This is a genomic window from Nonomuraea cypriaca, assembly GCF_015645445.1.
In the GTDB taxonomy this organism is placed as follows: Bacteria; Actinomycetota; Actinomycetes; order Streptosporangiales; family Streptosporangiaceae; genus Nonomuraea; species Nonomuraea cypriaca.
The window spans coordinates 47,976-69,729 of the sequence record NZ_JADOGI010000025.1 but is presented as its reverse complement, the minus strand read 5'-3'; the positions used below and the strand labels follow the sequence as shown (position 1 = coordinate 69,729).

21 protein-coding genes and 1 pseudogene are annotated in these 21,754 nt (G+C 68.3%); 14 read left to right on the top strand and 8 right to left on the bottom strand.

Annotated features, from left to right (window positions below; translation table 11 throughout):
• Positions 1-127: 127 nt before the first annotated feature.
• Together ITP53_RS57260 and ITP53_RS11220 are read right to left on the bottom strand one after the other, a co-directional pair.
• Positions 128-268, bottom strand: a pseudogene (locus tag ITP53_RS57260) (IS5/IS1182 family transposase); the annotation flags it as partial.
• Between the two features lie 820 nt (positions 269-1,088).
• Complete coding sequence (locus ITP53_RS11220) at positions 1,089-1,487, bottom strand: pilus assembly protein TadG-related protein (protein ID WP_195895283.1); 399 nt, start codon at positions 1,485-1,487, stop codon at positions 1,089-1,091.
• 9 nt (positions 1,488-1,496) lie between these two features.
• On the opposite strand from ITP53_RS11220, the gene ITP53_RS11215 reads away from it, so the two are divergent.
• On the top strand, positions 1,497-1,847 hold the full coding sequence (locus tag ITP53_RS11215; protein ID WP_207755829.1) for a hypothetical protein: 351 nt from the start codon (positions 1,497-1,499) through the stop codon (positions 1,845-1,847).
• 92 nt (positions 1,848-1,939) lie between these two features.
• Here ITP53_RS11215 and ITP53_RS11210 read toward each other — a convergent pair whose 3' ends face one another.
• From ITP53_RS11210 to ITP53_RS11195, 4 genes are all read right to left on the bottom strand, one after another.
• Entirely contained in the window at positions 1,940-2,098 is a 159-nt protein-coding gene (locus ITP53_RS11210) for an SAF domain-containing protein (protein WP_195895281.1), read from the bottom strand.
• 33 nt (positions 2,099-2,131) lie between these two features.
• Positions 2,132-2,746 carry a nucleotidyltransferase domain-containing protein gene (locus ITP53_RS11205; protein WP_195895280.1) on the bottom strand — a complete coding sequence of 205 codons (615 nt, stop codon included), beginning with the start codon at positions 2,744-2,746 and terminating at the stop codon, positions 2,132-2,134.
• Positions 2,747-2,868: 122 nt separating this feature from the next.
• Positions 2,869-3,765, bottom strand: coding sequence for a phosphotransferase enzyme family protein (locus tag ITP53_RS11200; RefSeq protein ID WP_195895279.1), 897 nt, complete (start codon positions 3,763-3,765; stop codon positions 2,869-2,871).
• The gene (locus ITP53_RS11195) at positions 3,762-5,105 is read right to left on the bottom strand and encodes a helix-turn-helix domain-containing protein (protein WP_207755826.1); all 1,344 of its coding nucleotides are present in this window, start codon (positions 5,103-5,105) and stop codon (positions 3,762-3,764) included. Before ITP53_RS11195 ends, ITP53_RS11200 begins: the two co-directional genes overlap by 4 nt.
• Positions 5,106-5,606: 501 nt before the next feature.
• On the opposite strand from ITP53_RS11195, the gene fxlA reads away from it, so the two are divergent.
• The 9 genes from fxlA (at position 5,607) to ITP53_RS11150 (ending at position 15,498) form a co-directional block, all read left to right on the top strand.
• Positions 5,607-5,801 (top strand): FxLD family lanthipeptide, encoded by a 195-nt coding sequence (gene fxlA / locus ITP53_RS11190; protein WP_195895278.1) that lies wholly within the window; start codon positions 5,607-5,609, stop codon positions 5,799-5,801.
• A gap of 291 nt (positions 5,802-6,092) precedes the next feature.
• Positions 6,093-7,205 (top strand): hypothetical protein, encoded by a 1,113-nt coding sequence (locus ITP53_RS11185; RefSeq protein ID WP_195895277.1) that lies wholly within the window; start codon positions 6,093-6,095, stop codon positions 7,203-7,205.
• Positions 7,206-7,499: 294 nt separating this feature from the next.
• On the top strand, positions 7,500-8,138 hold the full coding sequence (locus ITP53_RS11180) for an SRPBCC family protein (RefSeq protein WP_195895276.1): 639 nt from the start codon (positions 7,500-7,502) through the stop codon (positions 8,136-8,138).
• Positions 8,135-9,748 carry an FAD-dependent oxidoreductase gene (locus tag ITP53_RS11175; RefSeq protein WP_195895275.1) on the top strand — a complete coding sequence of 538 codons (1,614 nt, stop codon included), beginning with the start codon at positions 8,135-8,137 and terminating at the stop codon, positions 9,746-9,748. Before ITP53_RS11180 ends, ITP53_RS11175 begins: the two co-directional genes overlap by 4 nt.
• Before the next feature lie 78 nt (positions 9,749-9,826).
• Positions 9,827-11,341, top strand: a complete 1,515-nt coding sequence (locus tag ITP53_RS11170; RefSeq protein WP_328814367.1) for an aldehyde dehydrogenase family protein — start codon at positions 9,827-9,829, stop codon at positions 11,339-11,341.
• A gap of 85 nt (positions 11,342-11,426) precedes the next feature.
• Positions 11,427-12,419, top strand: a complete 993-nt coding sequence (locus ITP53_RS11165; RefSeq protein WP_407941221.1) for an ABC transporter permease — start codon at positions 11,427-11,429, stop codon at positions 12,417-12,419.
• Positions 12,406-13,500, top strand: coding sequence for an ABC transporter permease (locus tag ITP53_RS60215; RefSeq protein ID WP_207755825.1), 1,095 nt, complete (start codon positions 12,406-12,408; stop codon positions 13,498-13,500). The genes ITP53_RS11165 and ITP53_RS60215 overlap by 14 nt, the downstream gene beginning before the upstream one ends.
• Positions 13,497-14,525, top strand: a complete 1,029-nt coding sequence (locus tag ITP53_RS11155) for an ABC transporter ATP-binding protein (protein WP_195895273.1) — start codon at positions 13,497-13,499, stop codon at positions 14,523-14,525. The genes ITP53_RS60215 and ITP53_RS11155 overlap by 4 nt, the downstream gene beginning before the upstream one ends.
• Positions 14,509-15,498 (top strand): oligopeptide/dipeptide ABC transporter ATP-binding protein, encoded by a 990-nt coding sequence (locus ITP53_RS11150; protein ID WP_195895272.1) that lies wholly within the window; start codon positions 14,509-14,511, stop codon positions 15,496-15,498. The genes ITP53_RS11155 and ITP53_RS11150 overlap by 17 nt, the downstream gene beginning before the upstream one ends.
• 7 nt (positions 15,499-15,505) lie before the next feature.
• Here the strand turns inward: ITP53_RS11150 and ITP53_RS11145 are convergent, their stop codons facing one another.
• Positions 15,506-15,670: a hypothetical protein gene (locus ITP53_RS11145; RefSeq protein ID WP_195895271.1), complete on the bottom strand. Its 165-nt coding sequence runs from the start codon at positions 15,668-15,670 to the stop codon at positions 15,506-15,508.
• A gap of 24 nt (positions 15,671-15,694) precedes the next feature.
• On the bottom strand, positions 15,695-16,504 hold the full coding sequence (locus tag ITP53_RS11140) for an IclR family transcriptional regulator (protein ID WP_195895270.1): 810 nt from the start codon (positions 16,502-16,504) through the stop codon (positions 15,695-15,697).
• A 265-nt stretch (positions 16,505-16,769) separates the two neighbouring features.
• On the opposite strand from ITP53_RS11140, the gene ITP53_RS11135 reads away from it, so the two are divergent.
• The 4 genes from ITP53_RS11135 (at position 16,770) to ITP53_RS11120 (ending at position 21,711) form a co-directional block, all read left to right on the top strand.
• On the top strand, positions 16,770-18,140 hold the full coding sequence (locus ITP53_RS11135) for an alcohol dehydrogenase catalytic domain-containing protein (RefSeq protein WP_328814365.1): 1,371 nt from the start codon (positions 16,770-16,772) through the stop codon (positions 18,138-18,140).
• Positions 18,141-18,187: 47 nt separating this feature from the next.
• Complete coding sequence (locus ITP53_RS11130; protein WP_195895268.1) at positions 18,188-19,822, top strand: ABC transporter substrate-binding protein; 1,635 nt, start codon at positions 18,188-18,190, stop codon at positions 19,820-19,822.
• Between the two features lie 62 nt (positions 19,823-19,884).
• Positions 19,885-20,874: a PhnD/SsuA/transferrin family substrate-binding protein gene (locus ITP53_RS11125; protein ID WP_195895267.1), complete on the top strand. Its 990-nt coding sequence runs from the start codon at positions 19,885-19,887 to the stop codon at positions 20,872-20,874.
• A 69-nt stretch (positions 20,875-20,943) separates the two neighbouring features.
• Positions 20,944-21,711, top strand: a complete 768-nt coding sequence (locus tag ITP53_RS11120; protein ID WP_195895266.1) for an SDR family NAD(P)-dependent oxidoreductase — start codon at positions 20,944-20,946, stop codon at positions 21,709-21,711.
• The last annotated feature ends 43 nt before the right edge of the window (positions 21,712-21,754 follow it).

Here is a 21,754-nt window from a genome sequence, read left to right as displayed (position 1 = left end):
CCGTCCCGGCGATAGCTTGCTCGCCTTCCTGGAGAACTTGTAATTATCTCTGGCAGTCGCGCTGTCAGACCTTCGCTGGCCAGCCCTGATCCACCTTGCCCGGCATAACATCCAGCCCCAGATAATTGGCGGCGTCCGCTCCCTGGCTGTTCAGAGGCACATTGGTAGAGGTCTTAACGCTCTGGGTGTCGATCACGGAGGCGGTTGGGTCGGGCTGGCGGCCGGCCTTGACGCGGGCCAGTCCGGTCAGGTCGTGGTTGATTTGGGCGAGTATTGCTCCGCCGGGTTGCGGGCGTCCCTTGTTCAGCCTGAAGATCGCTTTGTAGTAGGCGCCCTTTCCGAGGTGCTGTTGGGAGATTCCCCACAGAGTTTCGCCAGATGCGACGGTATGCGTGCTCTGAAGCCGGGCCTGCTCCGGCTTGGACGGTTCTTTCCTGGCGTCGGCGGGCAGGTGCAGGATGCAGCCAGGCTGCAGCCACTCGCCTCGGTTGAAGGGTTGTCCGTCGTTCATGGTGCGGCCCTGGTTGAGGGTGATGATGTCCCGGTAGCGCATGGGGTCGCCGAGGTGGTTTTCGGCGATCGTCCAGAGGGTGTCCCTCGGCTGGATCACGTAGGTCATGTACGGTTTCGCGGTCTCAAACTTGGCTGGTTCCGCGGTCGTAGCGTGGTCGGGGACCTCGGTGGGGGTGGCGGCGACGGCTGCGGCTGGGATCAGGGCGCGGGGTGCGGCTACGGGGGCGGTCGCGGCGAGGGTGATCGTGGTGATCAGGTAGACGGCGAGTCGTTGGAACGGCAGGCGTACCTGGCTGCGCCGGGCGCGGACCGTGCCTACCAATTCCACCGTTACTGCGAGAGCGAACAGGGCCCAGCAGCTCCACACCGTGCCCGGGGTGGCCAGGTCGTCGAGGGTGGGCAGATCAATCGGCCAGAAGAAGGTCAGCAGGATGGCGGGGATCCCGGCCAGCAGGGCGGTGAGTGCCGCGGCGGCGGCGGTTCTGGCGAGAAGAGGGTGACGCGGCCCGTACATCGTCATGGTCGTCCTTGTTCGATGCCGTGGAACATCCGTGCGCTGGCGGTGGCTGCGGCGGTCACGGTGCCGAGCCGATCAGGGAGATCAGCGTGGTGGGGCGGGACACGGTGACGGTGATCCGGACCTGGTTGCCGGTCGTGGAGACGGTGCCGGTGTGGCCGGCGGCGGACAGGTAGGCGCGGGCGGCGGACAGTGCCTGGGTGGTGTCGATTTCGAATCGGCCGTGGGTGTAGGCGTGGCCGGTGTTCATCTGGCCAGCTCCGGCGCGGGCGGCTTCCTCGGCTGCGGCGTAGGCTTCGCGGTAGGCCTGGATCTTGGCGCCGCCGTCCACCATGAGCCCGGCGCACAGCAGCAGCGCGAACGTGATCACGGCGGTGAACACGGTGACGGAACCCCGCTCGCTGTTCCTGGGCTGATCGCAACCGGTCCCTGTCGCTCCGCTTGGTGTGTGCATCATGGAGGGGTGATGCAGTGGTTCCGCGCCTACTGGGATGACGAGGACATCTGGTTCTACCTCGAGGTCGACGCCGAGGGCTGGGTTGCCCGGCAGGTCGAGCTGCGCGGGTCCGACAGCATGCCCATCGCGGCGGCATCGCTGGCCGAATGGCAGGAGGCGCAAAGCGCAGAGCGTCTCGGCCAGTACGAGGCGACCTACGGGATGACCGCCGAGTCCCCGGTGCAGGAGTGGGACGGCTACGATCCCCAGCAGCTAAGGGCTCGGCTAGCCGATCATTACGCGATATTTAATCCGCCGCCCGACCAGCGCCGCAGTGTGCGCCGTTCCAGCGCCGGCTTGAGGGGCACGAATTCGTCGTAACACATGGGCACAATGCCGAACGTGTACTTACGACCCGAACTGCTGCCCCCGCCCGTTCCTCTTGAGCGCGTCGAGCAACTCGGTTGCGAAGATCAGCGCGCTCTTCCCCTCCGCATCACGGACGGGACCGCCGCATCCAGGCCGAGCGCGACCGTACGTAGATCCTGCGCCTGCACCTGCTGACCGACCGGCACATCACGAGCCGTCACCAGCACCCGCTGACTGGCCACCCCGTACACCTGCCAGGCCACCAACGCACCCAACGCCGTCAACCGCCGGACGTCTCAAGCCATCTGGCGCAGGCGCTCGCGCCAGGGATGTGTGGTGTGCTCGGTCTCCAGTGCCTTGTCCAGCCAGCGCCGCTGCCCGTCGCTCAGCATCGGGAGGATCGCCTCGAAATCGGTCTCGTCCTTCGGCCGCGCGCCCTTGGCCTTGTAGAGCAGTTGCACCTCTGGGACAAGCCGGTGGAAACCGTCCTCCTCGGTGGTCAACCCGGCCAGCGGGCGGCGGATCCGAGAGTCACGCCGGTAGATCCACTCCTCTCCGTCGGCCTCGTCGAGCATGAGCTGGAACCGCCATGGCCCGTCCAGATGCTCGCGTACCCAGATGTCGTGCGCCTGCTCGGGCAGCACCTCGTCGAGTGCCCATGGCCGCAGTGTCCCGGCCACGGCAGCGACATGAACGTCCCAGCCGCTCAGTAGCCGCCGCACTGCGAGCTGGTCCCGACGCAGCAGCGCGATATCGACGTCGCCATGCTCGCGATAAGCATGGCCCACGGCCAGCTCGATCGCGTACCCGCCGGCTACCCACCACGGTGCCGCCAGCCCGCGCATCAGCGTGACGACCTCGTCAAGCGGCGCGGCTTCCCAGGGTCCCCACGGCGCCTCGATCCTCATCATCCGGAAATCATGCATGATCGCAGCCTCCGTCGTTGCGCTCGTGGGGCCTGAACGCGCAGGTTGGGTCGTGCTACGTCCAGGAGGTGCCGCAGTGCGTCATGCAATTCGCTGTCAATACCCTCTCACCGGTACGGCTGCCACCTGACGGTCAGGTCGCGGGTTTTGAAGTTGCGCATGCGATGCTCCCACTGCGGCCGGATCGTCGGATTGCTTCGCAGGATGGGCAGCACGCTGGTGACCAGTTTGAGTTCGCGGAGCCGTCGCAGGACCGGAAAGCCTTCCCAGCGGGTCACGTCGAAGCCGTACTCCTTGGCCAGCGGGTTGTGCTCGTCCACGGGGTAGTTCATGCGCAGGCTGCCGACCGCCACCGGGGTCAGGTCCCATTCGCGCGGGCCGATGGTGGTGCTGTCGAAGTCGCACAGCACGGGGCCGTGCGGGCCGGCGATGACGTTTCCGAGGAACGCGTCTCCGTGGATGATTCCGGGGGCGAGCGTGTAGTTGAGGGTGGCGAGTTGTTCTTCGACGTCGTCGCATTCGTGCTGGAGGAAGGCATGGTCGTCGGCGGATAGTTCTTCCGGCTCGTTCAGACGTTGGCGGATCTCCGTCATGGGCCGCCATTTCGGCAGGTGCGGCGGGTCGGCCAGGGCGTGCAGGTCCCGCAGCAGGATCCCTAGGTCGGTGCCACCAGGGCGCGGGCCGACTTCCGGTACACACTCCCACAGGGTGATCAGGTGGCCATCCACGCTTAACGGCTGCTCGACGTCGGCCAGCAGTCGTACCGAGGGGAAGTCGTGGCGGGCCAGCCAGTGGGCGACCTGCACCACGGTCGGTACGCGGGTGCGTGTGGCCGCGGATCCGGCGATGCGTACGACGACAGGCGCCCGGCGGAGGCGGAAGACGGCGTTGTTGGTGAACTTGAGCAGCTCGGCCTCGCGGGAGGAGAGTCCAGTACTGGCGCAGACGGCATCCAGCAGGTCGTTGAGTCGTCCGCGGGTGAGCCCCTCGGTGGTCGTCTTCATGCGGCACGCAGGGCTGAGATGCGCTGGGCGAGGTCGCGAGCCTCGTGATGGTGATCGGAGCGTCTTACGGCGATTTCCTGCAAGGGCGCCAGGCGGTCGATGACCCGCATGGAATGGAGTTCCGTCGCCAGTGTGACGGCCTGGCGGCCGATGTTGATTCCCTTGGTCATCTCTCCTGCCTTCAGGTACACGGCGGCGAGGGCGGTCAGCTCGAAGGCGCGGCTGCGGGTCATGCTCGGGTCGCGGCCGGCGACCGCTTCGGTGAGGTGGTCGACGGCGGTCTCCAGGTGCGCGGGACCCAGGCAGGCGTGGATCATGCCGTAGGTGGAGGCGAGGTCGGTGTAGCCGAAGAAGGTCACCCAGGAGGGAGCAGAGTGCTCGGGGGCGCGGTCGAGCTCATCGCGAGCCCGGTTGATCGACTTGAACGCCAGTTCGGCGTTGCCGAGCAGCGCGTATGCCCAGGCCTCGTTGGCGCACAGCATCGCCACGGTACGTTCGCAGCTGGCGTCTTGGGCGCAGATCTGTCCGAGCTGGAAGAAGCGCAGGGTCTCCTGTACGCGGCCGCAGTGCAGGTAGACGCGGCCCATCCGGTAAAGGACGTTGGCCATCAGCGAGGGGTCGTTCGCGTACCTGGCCTGTTCCAGCGCGCGGGCCAGGTGATCTCTGGCGGGGCCGTAGAGGCCGACGTCGAAGGACGTCCATCCCGCCAAGTTGTGCTGGTCGGCCAGCGCTCGGTGAAGGCGCCGCGCGACCTCCGGGGAGCACGAGGCGCGGAGCAGTTGCTGTGACCACGCCAACTGTGCTGCTACCGCGCTGCGGCAGACTCCGCCTCCGTGCTGGTAGTCCAGGACGCGTTGCGCGCAGGTTGCCGATTCCACCTGCGCGACGTCGGTGATGCCGATCCGTTCCGGTACGGGGGTGGCGACGTGGGGGAGCGGGTCGGCCCACTGCTCGACGCTGCCTTCGATCGCGCCGACGGTCACTTGGGCGGCGTGGGCCAGCAGGCGGGATGCCTGTTCGTCGTCCTCCCGCCTGGAGGCTGTCGCGGGGGTCGATGACGTGTCGTAGGGCAGGCCCATGTAGCCGCGGGGGATGCCGAGGCCGTCGGCGATGCGGCTGAGCACGTCGTACGCCATGACCTGACGGCCGCTCGCGACGATCGCGCAGACCTCCGACTGCGCCTGGCCGGTACGCGCGGCGATCACTCGCTGGGACAGGCCGCGCCTTGCCAGTAGGCGGAAGATGGCGGCTATGTCGCGGACGGCGAGCGCCTGCCGCATCGCTGGGTCTTCCCAGACGCGGCGGTCGATGTCCTGCCTGCTTGGAGGGCTGACGTTCATCGGTGACCTTTCCCGGCCAGGTGGCTTACGTTCAGCCTAACTAGGCCGGAGGCCGGCGAAGGGGTGTCAGCCGAACTGATCGGCCAAGGTGATCAGCCGCACTGATCACGTCCTGAGCAGGCAACCGTATAAGTGCCGCGTCTCGCTGTCTGCGCCGGTGGCCGCTCACCATGGCATGCAGGTCAGCTATCTGGATCCGTTCGGGAGGTGACGGTTCGTGAGTACGTCGCATGAGCGTCAGCTCTCGACGGAGAAGCCGGGGGATGAGAACGAGGCGAGGCGGGGCTGCCCCACGGGGGCGCCCGCCGCGTCTTGGCGCGGCCCGCTGTGATGTGGCAGTTTCAGCGGGCCGCGCGCTGCGGCGCGGGCAGACCAGGCTGCCCGCGCCGTCCAGAAGGCCCGCAGCCCACGCCAGGCATCGGACCCTGTCGTGGGCTGCGGTTCCAGCTCTCCCGAACCGATGCCCACACCCGACCCCGGAATGTGAGGAGAGTGATTCCGATGTCCCCACTGACTCTCGACGCGACTGACGTCCCTGCGGATGTAGTGGCCGAGGAGGAGTTCGAGTTGGACATGCGCGCCGTGGAGGCCACCACGCCGCTGGCGATCATGATGTGCGCCACCGGCGACGGGTTTTTCACGACGTGCAGCACCAGCGCGTGTAACGCGAGCTGGCGCTGCCTGCGCGACTCATGACCGATCCAGAGAGAGGGATCTCGGTGACCATCCCCCTGAGATTCGAGCACACCGGCTTAGCGGCCGCCAGCGGCGGAGTGCTGGGCTCCGCCCGCCAGGACACGCCCCGTCCCGGCCGCTGCGAACTGCCCCTCGTACTGATCAATGCGTTATTTCGAAGGGCCGGTCTGGACTGCTTCGAGCGTGGCGATGTCTTCGCCCGCGTAGCCGAGTTCCGCCCGGCACCGCCATCACCATCGAAGGCATCGTCGCCCACGCGGCCAAGTCCGCCCTCCTGCTCCGGAGCCGACCATGGACATCACCACACTGCACGCCGTACGCCGCTTCCCCCTCCTCGGCCGCCCGCTCCCCGCCTGCCCCTCACCCCAGGACCGAATCAAGGAGATCACCGAGAGCGCTGCCGAACACCCAGGCACGGACGGCATGCACCAGGCGGCTCACGCCCTGAACAAGGCCGCCCTGCTGGCCGGCGACTGCGGTCTCGCCGACCTGGCCCACGACCTGTGCTGGCAGCACATCAACATCTACCGGCAGGCCGGACCCCGGCTCACCGTACTCCAGGCCAGATACATGATCGAACCCGTACTCAACCTCGCCCGCCTGCACATCCGCGCCGACAACGGCGACCAGGCCCTGCGACTCCTCGACGCGCTGTATCAGGCGGTCACCGCACACGCCGATCTCATCGTCGAAGGGCACACCCTCCCGCTGGCCGACCTCGTAGGAACACGGCAGGAGCACCACAAGCTCCGCGAATGGGTGTGGCTGCAGTATCTCGCCGACGGCGTCCGCGCTCTGGCCATGGTCGGACGCTGGGACGAAGCCGTCACCCACGCCCGAGTCCACAGCGGCATCGGAACGCACCTGATGGAGGGGCGCCAGGCCGAGATCATCGCGCACTGCCTCCACGGCGCCCGCCAGACCGCGCGGATCATACTGCAGGAGTGCGAGCTGACCGAGCCCTGGGAACGCCAGGTCGCGGCCTGCCTGAACGTGATGTGCTCGAACACGAACGGCACCTCGGACAGCCGGGACGTCACCGCGATGGTCGGACAATTCCTCGGGAGCACGCCGGTGCCGGGCTACGCGGTCTACCGCGCCCGACTCGGGCTGACCGTGACCACCCTCGCCGGCGCCACCGATCCGATCGTGGCCGACCGACTGCTCGCCCGGACGATGGCGGAGACGATCGCGTCTGGTGACGGGTACGCCGCCCGCGACGTACTCGGCTCCGCGATAAGCCTGACCAGCAGACCCCGCAAGGCACTGGCCCGGCTGGTGACCTCCGCGGGCCTCGGAGCCGCGGTTCTAGCCGAGCCTCTGCTCGGCTCGCTCACCACCTCAGCGGAACTCGCTACAGAAGCGCTGGCCAGGTCGATGCTCGGCGCGGCTCAACGGACATGACAGCCCGAGTCCCCGTGTAATAGCAGCCAATTCGATCAATCTCGCTGACGGTGGGAGCGCGCGCAGAGGATCGACCGGCATGGGCCCCCGCGCCTTCGGCCTGCCCGCGTCCGCCGAGAAGCGCGGCAGCGGCCTGTTCCACGCGGACCGAATCCGGTCAGGTGTTCCACCGCACCGTGACCAGCCGGGCATTTCGATCTTCTGGACACCAGAACTGCCCAAGGTCACCCGAAACAGTCATTCGGGGACCTCTAGTCTCCTCAACATGGTCGTCAGCAAGATCGGATCGCACACATGATCGGTGGGCAGCAGTCGGTTGACCTTGACGTGGGCGTCGAGGAGCTGTGGCTGTACATGATGAACTACCAGAACTGGGCCGAGTTCGTGATCGGCTTCCAGAAGCTCAACGTCGTCGACGAGAAGCGCGCCATCTGGACGCTCCGCGGCGATGTCGGGATCCTCGCCCGAGAGGTCGACGTCCAGACCGACCTCGTCAAGCTGATCCCGAACGAGGTCGCCGAGTTCGAACTCACCGGCCTCACCGAGCGCATCACCGGCACCGGCTCGTTCCGGGTGGAGCGGCTGGACGCGGAGAAGACCGGCGACGCCGGTCCCGCGACCGCCTCGGCTCCGGTCATCGCGAGCTCGTCCTGGTGGCAGAAGTTCTGGTTCCGCGTGATCAACCGAATCCTCAGCCGCCGCTCCGGCGGCAAGGACAGGACGCCGAGCCCGGCCCCCGCCCCCAGCACGCCGAGCCCGGCCCGACCGGCCGCAGCCGGGTCGGGGGAACGCAGCCGGTTGACCTTCATCCTGGAGGTCAGCCCAGGCGGGCCGATGGCTCCCATGCTCGAAATCCTCATGAATCCGATGCTGAAGCCGGCGGCGGACGACATCTGCACACGCATCCGAAACGCTCTGGGAGGGGAATCATGACAACCACTGACGTCGTGGTCGTGGGATCCGGTGCGGCGGGCCTCACCGCGGCACTGACGGCGGCGACGAAGGGCCTCAAGGTCATCGTCGTCGAGAAGGCTCCGGCCATCGGTGGGACGAGCGTCGTGTCGGGCGGATCGATCTGGGCGCCGGTCAACCGCTACCTCGCCGACATCGGGAAGACCGACTCGCGCGAGGACGCCCTGGCCTACCTGCGCGAGATCACCATGGGCAAGGTGGACGAGGAGTTGCTCACCACCTTCCTCGACACGATCAACCCGATGCTCGACTACGTGATCGAGCACTCCGGGATCAGCTTCGAGGCCAACCCTGACCACCCCGACTACCAGCCGGCCCTGCCCGGCGCGCTGACCGGGCGGACCATCCAGGGCGACCTGTTCGACACCAACCTGCTCGGCGAATTCAAGGACAAGCTGCGCGCCCCGCACAGCGGCGTGCCGATCACGCGCCTTGAGGTGGACGCCTGGGGCCAGGACACGCTCGACCGCTGGGACTGGGCGCTGATCGCCGACCGGGTGTCCCGGGGCATCGTCGGCCTGGGCGCCGCCCTCTGTGGCCGGCTGCTCTACGGCTGCCTCCAGGCCGGCGTGCAGGTCCACGTGTCCAGCCCCGCCAAGGAGCTGTTCCGCGGCCCGGACGGCAACGTCACCGGCATCGACGTCGAACTGGACGGCGAGCTCACTCGCATCGAGGTGCGGCGCGGCGTGGTCCTCGCCTCCGGCGGCTTCGAGTGGGACCAGGACCTGGTCACCCAGTTCCTCGGCCGGCCGATGGAGTCGCCCGCCAGCCCGCCCGCCAACACCGGCGACGGCCTGCGCATGGCGATGGGCGTCGGCGCGGCGCTCGGCAACATGAGCGAAGCCTGGTGGACCCCCACCATCCACGCCAAGGGCGACACCTACGACGGCGCTCCTCTGTTCCGCCCGACCAGCAGCCTGCGCGCGCTGCCCGGCGGCATCATGGTCAACCGGCACGGCCGGCGCTTCGTGAACGAGGCGATGAACTACAACGACCTGTGCAAGGCGCTGAGCACCTTCGACCCGCAGGAATACCAGTACATCAACCAGCCGTCCTGGCTCGTCTTCGACCAGCGGTTCCGCTCCTCGTACTCGGTGGCGACCTGCACCCCCGACACGCCCACCCCGAACTGGATGCCGACCGCGGACACCATCGCAGAACTGGCCGAGAAGATCGGTGTCGACGTGGCCGGCCTGGTCGACCAGGTGGCCCGGTACAACGAGTACGCCGCCACCGGCGTGGACCCCGAGTTCCACCGGGGCGAATCGCCGTACGACACCTACCGGGGTGACGTCAAGGTCAGCCCACATCGGAACCTGCGCCCGCTGGAGGCCGGGCCGTACTACGCGGTCCAGATCGAGCTGGGCACGCTGGGCACCAAGGGCGGCCCGGCCACCGACGCCACCGGCCAGGTGCAGCGCGCTCTCGGCGGGCCGATCGGCGGGCTGTACGCCTGCGGCAATGTGGCCGCCAGCGTGTTCGGCGTGGGTTACCCGGGCGCCGGCGCGACCTTGGCCGCCGGCATGACGTTCGGCTACCTCAGCGCTGAGGCCCTGGCCGCCAGTGCCTGACCACGACCGCCTGACCCACCCGCCTGCGGAGCCGCGCCGGAACGGCCGGCGGCTCGACGTATCACCTGGAGTTCACCCGTGACGGGTATCGCGACCGGGGTCGACCACCCCGACATGCGCGTGATCAACAGCCTGGTCAACAAGATCGCCGACCATCCGTGGCGACTCGCGATCGGCGGCCGGCTCGTCGAGGCGGTCTCCAGCCGCACGTACCCGACCTATGACCCGAGCACCCGGAGCCTGCTGGCGCACGTCCCGGACGGCGACGAGGCCGACGTCGACCTGTCGGTCGCCGCGGCCACGGAGGCCGCGGCGCTGTGGGCCGAGGTCGCGCCGCGGGAGCGGGCCCAACTGCTCAGGGAGCTGGCCACGCTGATCGACGAGCACGCGCTGGAGCTGGCCGTGCTGGACGCCGTGGACCTCGGCAGCCCGCTGCGGTCGATGACCCTGGACGTCCACCGGGCCACGGATTCGCTGCGCTTGTTCGCCGGCTGGGCGCTCCAGCTCACCGGCGAGGTCATCCCGGCCTCGTCCGACCACCTGCATTACACGCGGCGCGAGCCGTACGGCGTGGTGGGCCGCATCCTGCCCTTCAACCACCCGCTCATGTTCGCGGTCGGTAAGGCGGCGGCACCGCTGCTCGCCGGCAACGCGCTGATCATCAAACCGGCCCACCAGACCCCGCTGTCGGCGCTGCGCTTCGGCGAGCTGGCCCAGGAGGTGCTGCCTCCCGGCCTGCTCAACGTGGTCAGCGGGCACGGGCCGGAGACCGGCGCGGCCCTGGTGGCGCACCCCCGCGTGCGCCGGCTGGCCTTCATCGGCAGCGAGCGGACCGGACGGATCATCCAGGCCACCGCCGCCTCGTCGGCGGTAAAGACGGTCAGCCTGGAGCTGGGCGGGAAGAACGCGATGATCGTCTTCCCGGACGCGGATCTGGACGCCGCCGCGGAGAGCGCGGTGCGCGGCATGAACCTGGACGCCAGCACCGGGCAGTCCTGCGGCTCCACCTCCCGGCTGCTGCTGCACACCAGCGTCGCCGACAAGGTCCGCGCCAACGTGGTGGCCGGCTTCGCCGCGCTCCGGGTCGGCCCGGCCCTGCAGGAAACCACCGAAGTCGGGCCGCTGGTGTCGGCTCAGCAGTGGGACCGCGTCCGCGAACTCGTGGACGAGGCGCTCGTCGACGGGGCCCACCTCGAATGCGGCGGCCCGGTCGAAATCGACACCGGCTACTTCTATCCGCCTACGGTGCTCTCCCAGGTGAGCACCGAGATGCGGGTGGCCACCGAGGAGATCTTCGGCCCGGTCCTCAGCATCTTCACCTTCGACACCGAAGAGGAAGCCGTCGAGCTGGCCAACAGCCTCGACTTCGGCCTGACGGCGAGCGTGTGGACCCGGGACCTGAACCGGGCGCACCGCCTCGCGCACCGGCTGGAGGCCGGCTTCGTGTGGATCAACGGTTCGTCCCAGCACTTCCCCGGCGTGCCGTACGGCGGCTTCAAGTCCTCCGGCATCGGCCGGGAGGAGTGCCTCGACGAACTTCTCAGCTTCACCCAAGTCAAGTCCGTGAACGTGATGGGGGCGTTGCGACCCTAACGCGATAGGGGCGCCACGTTTGTAAAGGAGAGCGATGGTCTACGACGACGTCGAGGTGCCACGCAGCCCCGCCAGCACACCGAGTGTGAAAGCCACTGTGAAACGAACGCGCGGTGGTGGTGTGCGGGCTCGCCGGTTGGCCGGCAAGGCTGTGCAACTTGTGACGGTGCTGCTGATCGTCAGCTTCGGCACGTTCATGCTGTCCGCTCTCCTACCCGGTGATCCCGCGGTGGCGATCCTGGGCGAAGGCCAACCTCCAGAGGCCTACGCCCAGGTACGCCAGGAACTCGGACTCAACGATCCCCTGCTCGGCAGATACGTGGACTGGCTGGGCTCAGTGCTGCGGGGGGACTTCGGCACCTCGCTGATCCCCCCGCGGAGCAACGTGACCGAACGACTGCTGGCCGCCTTCCCGGTGAGCTTGCAGCTCGCGGTGATGGCGCTCATCCTGGCCCTGCTGATCTCCATTCCCCTCGCCATGATCTCGGCCTACCGGGCCGGCGGCGTGGTGGACCGGATCGTCAGCGCGATCACGTTCGGCATCCTGTCGGTGCCGAGCTTCGTGGCCGGTCTGCTGCTGATCGCGGTCGCGGTCAACCAGTTCGAGCTGTTCCCGCGGGCTCACTGGGTCCGCATCACCGAATCCCTACCCGACAACCTGTATCACGCGTTCCTCCCGATGGTCACGATCGCCCTGCTGGAGATCCCCACCTTCACCCGGCTGCTCCGCAGCGACCTGGTGAACACGCTCCAAGAGGACTTCGTGCTGGCCTCCCGGGCCAAGGGAATGCCGTCGTGGCGGATCATGCTGTTCGATGCCTTCCGCCCGTCCTCGTACTCCATCATCACCGTGGTGGGGCTCAGCCTCGCCTCGCTGATCGGGAGCACGGTCATCGTCGAGACGCTGTTCTCGCTGCCGGGCATGGGCTCCCTGGTCGTCAAGGCCGCGGGTCAAGGCGACCTGCCGATCGTCCAAGGCGCGGTGCTCGTCATCGCGGTCACCTATGTCGTGATCAACACCCTTGTCGATGCCGCGTACAGCATCGTCGACCCGAGGATTCGCCGTGCCCAAAGCTGACCACATCTCCCCAGCGGAGACTTCCTCGCCCAGCACCCCCGCGTCGGCCGCCGGCGGCGTCGCCACGCCGCCCCCGGCCGCCCCTGGCTGGCTCGTCCCGCTGGTGGCGACGATCGCGGGTCTCGTCATCGTCGTGGTGGCCGCCTTCCTGGTCCCGGACCTGGCCGCGGTGGCCCGCGTGCTGATCGGGCTGGTGGGCGCCGGTGTCGCGTTCTGGGGCGGCTCCCGCCTCGGGCGCGGCCTGGTGGGCGCCGGTTTCGACCTGCTCAACTGGCTATGCGCGATCTGGCTGATCGCGCTGGCGGTGCTGGCGCTGATCGCGCCGCTGCTGACGCTCGGCGAGCACGAGGACTCGGCGCTGACGCTGCTGGAGCCGATCTACGCGCCGCCGGACCTGTCCTCCACGCACCCGCTGGGCACCAACGCGCTCGGCCTGGACATGCTCGCCCGGGTCATCTACGGGGCGCGGGTCTCGCTGACCGTGTGCATCAGCGCCGTCCTGGTCGGCATGGCCATCGGCGGCATCCTCGGCATCACCGCCGGCTACCTGCGCGGCAAGGTCGACATGGTGATCGGCGTGTTCACCAACTCGCTGCTGTCGGTGCCGACCCTGATCATGCTGATCGCCCTCGCCAGTGTGCTGCGGCCGACGCCGCAGAACATGGTGATCGCGCTGTCCCTGGTGGCCATCCCCGGCATGATCCGGGTGGCCCGCGCCCAGACGCTGGCGCTGTCCCAGCGCGAGTACGTGACGGTGGCACGGGCGCTCGGCGCCAAGCGCAGCCGGATCATCGTGCGGGAGCTGCTGCCCAACGTGGCGCTGGCCATCATCCCGCTCGGCATGATCTACATCTCGGCGCTCATCGTGGCGGAGGCATCCCTCAGCTTCCTCGGCATCGGCATCCGGCCACCGCAGCCCACCTGGGGCAACATGATCGCGGAAGGCCAGGACGGCAAGATGGAGGAGCACCCCTTCCTGGTGATCGTGCCAGCCTTCATCCTCTTCCTCACCGTCTTCTCGTTCAACCTCATCGGTGAACGGCTGCGCAAGGTGTGGGACACCCGGCAGGTGAAACTGTGACCACTGCTACCAAGCCCCTCCTGCACATCCGCGACCTGCGCACGGAGTTCCAGACCGCGCGCGGCACGGTCCCCGCCGTGGCCGGCGTCTCCTTCGATCTGCACGCCGGCGAGACGCTGGGCATCGTGGGCGAGTCCGGCTCCGGCAAGTCCGTGCTCGGCCGGACCATCATGGGCCTGGTCGCCCCGTCGCGGACCACAGCCGTGCACGGCACCGTCGAATTCGACGGCACGGACCTGCTGCGCGCCTCGGTCAGGGAGCGCCGTGCCCTGCTCGGCGCGCAGATCGCCATGGTCTTCCAGGATCCGCTCAGCTCGCTCAACCCGGTCAAGCGGATCGGCGTGCACCTCACCGAGACGCTCCGCCAGCACAACGAGCTCAGCCGGAGCGAAGCGCGGCGGCGCGCCATCGAACTGCTCGACACGGTCCGCATCCCTGAGGCGGCCCGGCGGTTCGACCAGTTCCCGCATGAGCTGTCCGGCGGAATGCGGCAGCGTGTCATGATCGCCATGGCGCTGTCCTGCGATCCGAGGCTGCTTATCGCCGACGAGCCGACGACCGCGCTCGATGTGACCGTGCAACGGCAGGTGCTCGACCTGCTGGCCGTGCTGTGCGAGGAACGCCAGATGGCGACCATCCTCATCAGCCACGACCTGGGGATCGTGGCCGGCCGCAGCGACCGGGTGGCCGTCATGTACGCCGGCCGGATCGTGGAGAGCGCCAAGGCGGAGGAGTTCTTCCGCCACCAGCGCCACCCCTATCCGCGGGGCCTGCTCGCCTCGACCCCCCAGCTGGAAAGCCCCGCGCGGACGGTGCTGACGACCGTGCCCGGACGGCCTCCGGACCTGGCGCGCTGGCCCGGCGGCTGCCACTTCTCGCCGCGCTGCCCGAACGTGCAGGACCAGTGTCGCCAGACCCAGCCGCCGGTCGAGCAGGCCGCCGACGGCCGTACGCTCGCCTGCTTCCACCCGGTCGGCGCGGCCGGTGTCTCCGAGGGAGGAAAGTCCGATGGCCGGAACGGGTAAGGCGCACCTGCGCGACGACGGCGCCCGGCTGACCGTCCAGGACCTGGTGGTGGAGTTCCGCACCAAGGGCGACCAGACCGTGCGGGCGGTCTCCGGGGTGAGCTTCGACGTGCTGCCCGGCGAGACGCTGAGCATCGTGGGCGAGTCCGGCTGCGGCAAGTCCTCGGTCGCCCGCGCGGTCATGCACCTGCCGGCGCCCACCAGCGGCCAGGTCCGGCTCAACGCCCAGAATCTCGGCTCGCTCGACAAGCAGGCGCTGCGCCGCAGCCGGGTGGCCATGCAGATCATCTTCCAGGACCCGGTGGCGTCGCTGAACCCGCGCCGCAAGGTCAAGGACCTGGTTCAGGAAGGCGTCTCCATCTGGGGGCGCGGCACCGCCGAGTCCCGCGACCAGGACACCCGCGACGTCCTCGACTCGGTGGGCCTGGACCCGGACGTGGTGTGGAACCGCCGCCCGCACGAGCTGTCCGGCGGGCAGTGCCAGCGGGTGTCCGTCGCCCGCGCCCTGCTCATGGAGCCGGAACTGCTCATCTGCGATGAGATCCTGGCCAGCCTGGACGTGTCCATCCAGGCCCAGATGCTCAACCTGCTCAGGGAGACCAAGGCTCAGCGGCAGCTCAGCATGCTGTTCATCGCGCACGACCTGGCCGTGGTGAAGAACATCAGCGACCGCATCCTGGTCATGTACCTCGGCAAGGTCTGCGAGGTCATCGACGTGGAGGCGCTGGACCGGCCCGCCACCCACCACCCCTACACCCAGTTGCTGCTGGACTCGGTGCCGTCCATCCACGCCAGCCGGGTGGCGCCGGCCAAGGCCCCGGCGGGGCAGGACCTGCCCTCGCCGCTGAACCCGCCGTCCGGATGCCGGTTCCGGACCAGGTGCCCGCTGGCCACCCCGCGCTGCGCCGTCGAGGAACCTCGGCTGGAGCGCAAGCAGGACGATCAGTTCATCGCCTGCCACGAGGTGGCCTAGCCCGGCGTCAGTCCTCGCCCCGCCGCGTTATCGCGATCAGCCGTACCGTCAGGACGGCGGCTCCGAGGGCCGCGGCGGCGGCCTGGTAGGAGGGCGTGGACTTCAGCACGAGCGCCGGCATGGCGGTGAAAGTGAGGCCAGTGCCGACCGCGACCAGGCACGAACTGGGCATGATCAGGGAATACGCGCCGGAGGCTCAGCCGACGGTCAGGTGCCCGTGATGCTCCGGCAGCGTCGCCGGTGCCCTCTGCGCCAGCGACGCTTCGATGGCGCGGGCGGTTCTGGAGAGTTCGTTGGCGATATCGGGAATGAGCGCGTCCGGGCACCGCAGCAGTGGGATGCCGGTCGCGACCGAGCCCAGCGGCTGACCCGAGGCGTCCGTCACGCAGACGCCGATCCCGATCAGGCCGCGCTCGCTCTCCTCGTCATTGACGGAGTAGCCGTTCCGGCGGATCGTAGCCAGCTGCCGCTTGAGCGTGCCCATGTCGCAGGGGCCGGGGCCGTACGTCAACGGAAGCCCGCGCGGGTACAAGGCCGCGAGCTCGGCCGGGGTCAGACGGGCCAAAATGGCCTTACCGGCCGCCGTGCAGTGTGCCAGCATCGACATTCCCGCACGTGAGGTGACATGGACCTGATGCCGGCGCACGGTCTCCACGCCATCGACGAAGATGGCCGCCGTGCCTTGCAGCCGGACCAGGTGCACGGTCTCACCAAGCCGCCGGCTCAGCTCCACTAGATGATCACGGGCGAAGGTCGCCAGCTCGGCCCCCGGCGGAGCGTCCGCCGTGGCGCGCAGGGCCCAGCCCCGCTGGTACATCCGCCGCGCGTTCTGCTCCGCGAAACCGTGATGGACGAGCATCATCATCAACCGGTGCGCGGTGGAAGGCGCCACGCCTAAAGCGCGAGCCGCATCGGTGACCCGCAGCTCCCCGGAGTCCCGCAGGAGGTGGATCAGTCGAAGAGCATTCCCGACAGACTCGATGGGATACGCGACAGCAGGCTCCATGTCGGGAGTATGACAATCGGGTTAATCGACGCGACAGAGCGGATCTCAAGATTTCTGCGGAGTAGAAACATCGGGTCTGCCTAGCCACGGTTTCTGCGCCGCAACCCACTCGTTATCAGTGGGGATTACACAGACCGCATGGTCGGAGACGTAGCGTCCGCACCCGGTCAGCGCGTGAAGATTCTGTCCGCCAGAATCTCAAGGGCCATTTTCGAGCGTCTGAGAGCCGAAGTCTATGCTCGGGGACTAGTCAAGGCTGACGCGAATGGACAGGCAGCGGCTAGGGATCGCAGCAGCGAGGCCCACCCCCGCATCGAACCCGCGCCGCGACACTCATCACCGGATCGTCCCGCGTTCGACCACGACGATGCCGACAGAAAAGGGAAATCACATGACCGACGAAGCCACCGAGTTCCGTGGCTGGGTGCGACACGGCAACGTCCTGGAAATCCTCCCGATGCGATTGCGACCGCGCCGCCCCACGGACGTAGTGGTTCGAAACCTGGCCGCCCAAGCATGTTACACACTTGTGTCCAACGTCTTGGACTCGGACAAGCACATCCCGGGCTTCGGCGGACGCGCCCGCAGTCCGGGCCACGGCGCGATGGGCGTCGTCGTCGAGGTCGGGTCGCAGGTGCGCCGGGTCAAGGTCGGCGACCGTGTGGTCACTCCGGTGCTGCCCGCGTGCGGAACCTGTTACAGCTGCTCCCGCGGCGAATGGCACTGCTGCGGGCACAAGAACGACCTCGACTTCGCCACTCCGGACAACCCCCCGTTCGCCGAGATGTTGGACGGCACCCCGGTCTGGCAGGACCACACCGGCGGCTTCGCCGAGCTGGCCGTCTGCCCGGAGCCGTGGGTGGTCCCCGTCAACGACTCGCCGCTGTCCAACATCGAGCTGGCGACGCTCGCCTGCGTGCCCGGTCCCGGCTGGACGTTCGGCCTGATCGGCGCCCGGGTCGAGATCGCGTCCACGGTGGTCGTGCTAGGCGCGGGTCCGCTGGGCCTGTCCATCATCCAGGCCGCGAAGATGTCCGGCGCGCGACTGATCATCGCGGCCGAGCGCATCCCGCACCGCCTCGAGGCCGCCAAGAAGGCCGGCGCACACGTCGTGCTGAACACCGACGAGATCGGGGACACGCTGGTCCAGCGCATCCACGAGCTCTGCCGTCCGGAGACGGAGAACATGGCGGCTGGTGGCAAGCCCACCATCGGCTTCTACAGCGGCACCGGCGCGGACCACGTCTTCGAGGCGGCGGGCGCCACCCTCGGCGACCCCACCACCGGCAAGCCCGCCGACCTCACCGGGGCCGCCCTGATCAGCCAGGGTGTGCAGGCCACCCGCCGCGGCGGGTTCTTCGTGCACACCGGCGTCACTCTCAAGACCAACGACTCCTCGGTGTGGACGCCGGCCCCCGGGCCGTTCGACTACAACGGCAAGCGGTACCTGTCCGCCGCCTACGGTGGCGGCAACGTGCTCCGCGACATCCCCCGCCTCGCCAAGCTCATCGAAATGGGATACCTCGACGCCATGTCGCTGGTCGACCCGGTGCTGCCGTTCGAGAAGGGCGACGAGGCGATCTGGTCCTCCCTCAACCGGGACAAGCTGCTCCCGATCATCACGTTTGAAGACTGATCAGTGACTGTTCAGCGCTGCTCAGGGACTCCCATGAAGGGACCCAGATGATAACCACCGCTCGCCATGCCGTACTCGCCCTCGCCGCCACCTCCCTCCTGCTGGCCGGCTGCTCCGGCGGTGGCAAGAGCGGCGACAGCGGCGGCGCCGCGTCCACGCCGAGCCAGGCCACGAACGTGGCGCCGATCCCCCGGGGCTTTGTCGAGAACGACGCCCCCGCCGGTGACCCCGTTCAGGGCGGCACGCTCACCTACGCGTTAGGCACGGAGGCCGATAGCCTCGACCCGGCCACCGAGTTCGGCGCGGGCAGCACCGGAGGGTCGGAGCTCGCCGCGATCTACGATTCGCTGGTCCGCTATGACCCGGCGACCAAGAAGTACGAGCCTCAGCTCGCCGAGAAGATGGAGGCGAACAAGGCCAACACCGAGTGGACGGTGACGCTGCGCGAAGGCACCAAGTTCACCGACGGCACGCCCATGGACGGCGAAGCGGTCAAGTACAGCGTCGAACGCTACATCGCCGCCGGCGGCGGCTGGTCGGGCTTCCTCGACGACGCGCTCGACACGGTCACCGCCGATGGCATGAAGGCCGTCTTCAAGCTCAGCCGGCCGTGGGCGGACTTCCCGTTCATGCTGGCCCAGGCGCCGGGGAACATCGTTTCCAAGACCGGGGTCGACCAGTACGGCAAGGAGTTCGTCCGCAACCCGGTCGGCGCCGGCCCGTTCAAGCTGGAGAAGTGGGCACCAGGTGAGGAACTCGTGCTGGCCGCCAACCCGGACTACGTGAACGGCAAGCCGTACCTGGACAAGCTCCGGTTCGTACCGGTGACCACTCCGCAGGCGCTGGGCGACCTGATGACCACCAAGGGGGTCGACGCGGCCTTCCTGTCGGCTCCTCAGGTGATGCGCCCGATCCTGGAGGGGAACTTCGGCGGCTACAACGAGCCGATGAACACCGGGTCCATCCTGCTCATCAACAATGGCATCGGCGGCAAGCCGCGCCCTGGTGAGGACGTCCGGGTCCGGCAGGCCATCGCGTACGCCATCGACACCAAGGTCATCGACCAGCGCGCCACCGGCGGGACGGGACTGCCCGGCAACGATGTGTTCCAGGCCGGTTCGCGCTGGGCCAACGGCGTGGGCGGGATCAAGCCCGACACGAACAAGGCCAAGGAACTCCTCGCCCAGGCGAAGGCGGACGGCTTCGACGGCAAGCTCGTCATGGTCATCCCGCCGACCCAGCCGGAGGCGAGCCTGACTGTGCAGGCGATGCTCAACGCGGTGGGCTTCCAGATCGAGACCGCCCCGGCGCAGACCGTCCAGGACCTGATCCGGCGTGTCCTCGTCGAAGGCGACTTCGACATCTCGGTGTACGGCTGGTCCGTGCCGGACGAGCCCGGTGAGGTCTTCGCCCGGTACTACGACCGAATCGGCCGGGCGGGCAACCCGATCGGCTACAAGGCAACCGACCTGGGCCAGCTGCTGCTCGACTTCGCCGCCACCAGTGACGAGACCGAGAAGAAGACCATCATGGGCAAGCTCCAGGAGACCTGGAACCAGCAGGTGCCCAGCGTTCCCCTCGCCCAGACGCCCTCGATGGTCGCTTGGCAGGAGACCGTGCACGGCATCAAGCCCTCATCTCAGCTGATCCTGCACTTCGACAAGGCCTGGATCAGCAAGTAACAGCCGAATCGTCGGGGGGCGGCTCATCACGGCGGCTCCGATTCTCACCATCGAAAGAGATCATGACGAAACTCAACCTCACCTTCGCCTGCCTCGACTACGACCGGACACGCGCGATCCAGGACGGCCGGGTCAAGCCGGAGGGCATCGACCTGAACTTCCTCGCGCTTCCCGTGGAAGAGACGTTTTTCCGGCAGCTGAGGTACCAGGAGTTCGACATCGCCGAGATGAGCCTGTCCTCCTACGTCCTCACACTCGACCAGGAAGATCCGCCGTTCCTGGCGATCCCGGTCTTCCCGTCGCGCTACTTCCGCCATCAGTCCATCTTCGTCAACTCCCGCAGCGGGATCGAGCAGCCGGCCGACCTGGCCGGCAATCGGATCGGCGTGCCGGAATACCAGATCACCGCCGGTGTCTGGCAGCGGGGCATGTTGGCGGACGAATACGGGGTGGACCTGTTCTCCCCGCAGTACTTCACCGGCGGCGTCGAAACGCCGGGCCGCGAGGAGAAGATCACCCTCGATCTGCCGGCCGAGCTGGACATCCAGCCGATCGGGCCTGACCAGACGCTCTCCCAGATGCTGGCCGACGGGGAACTGGACGCCCTGATGACCGCCAGCGTGCCGTCGTGCTTCGGCCGGGCACCCGATGTCCGGCGGCTCTTCGCCGACCCGAAGGCCGCCGAGAAGGCGTACTACGCCAAGACCGGCATCTTCCCGATCATGCACACAGTCGTGATCAAGCGCGCGCTGCTGGACCGGCACCCGTGGGTCGCCCGGTCGCTGACCAAGGCGTTCGCGGCTTCCTTGCGCATCGCCAAGGAGGACCTGCTGTACCGCAGCGCGCTCAAAGTCATGCTGCCCTGGCTCGATGACCACGTTACCGAGACCGTCTCCGCGCTCGGGGCGGACTACTGGTCCTACGGGGTCGAACCGAACCGCCACGTCCTGGAGGTGTTCCTGCGCTACTCCCACGCGCAGGGCCTGGCCAAGCGCCTGCGCACCCCGGACGAGCTGTTCGCCGGTGCTGCGGACACGGGCTACACGGTATGAGCACCCGCCGGGGCGGCAGGTCGTCCCTACGACCGGCCGCCATCGGCACGGAACTAGGCAGGAGGAACGATGAGTAACGCCGAGAACGGCCAGGCCGCGGCGAACCGGGTGGCGGTCGTCACGGGTGCCGGCCAGGGCATCGGCGCCGCGGTGGCGCGGGATCTGGTCAAGCAGGGATACCAGGTGGCGGTGGTCGACCTGACCGCGGAAGCCGCCGAGCGGGTCGCCGGCTCGCTGGGCGAGCACGCCCTGGCAGTCGAGGCCGACGTCTCCGACGAGCAGCCCATGGCTGCGGCCAGGGAGCGGATCCTGGCGCGGTTCGGGCGGGTCGACGTCCTCGTCAACAACGCCGCGATCTTCTCCACGCTCGCGATGAAGCCCTTCGAGGAGATCGAGGTCTCGGAATGGGACCGCGTGATGGCGGTGAACGTGCGCGGCGTCTTCGTGGGCTGCCGCGTGTTCTCGCCGGACCTGCGCGCCGCCGAACACGGCAGGATCATCAACCTGTCCTCCGGCGCCGTGCTCCTGGGCCGGCCCGGATATCTGCACTATGTGGCCTCCAAGTCGGCCATCGTCGGCATGACTCGCTCGCTCGCGCGCGAGCTGGGCGGCAGCGGGGTGACGGTGAACGCGATCGCGCCCGGCTCGACCGAGACCGAGGTGCCGCGGGCGACGGTCACAGCCGCCGACGTGGCGAACATCATCGCCGGGCAGGCGATCAAGCGACGGCAGACCGCCGACGACCTGCTGGGCGCGATGGCGTTCCTGGCCGGCCCGGACAGCGGCTTCGTCACCGGCCAGACGATCGTGGTGGACGGCGGGATGTCGTTCAACTGACCGCGTTTTGATCAGCACCAGCAAGTATGAACCGACATTCTGA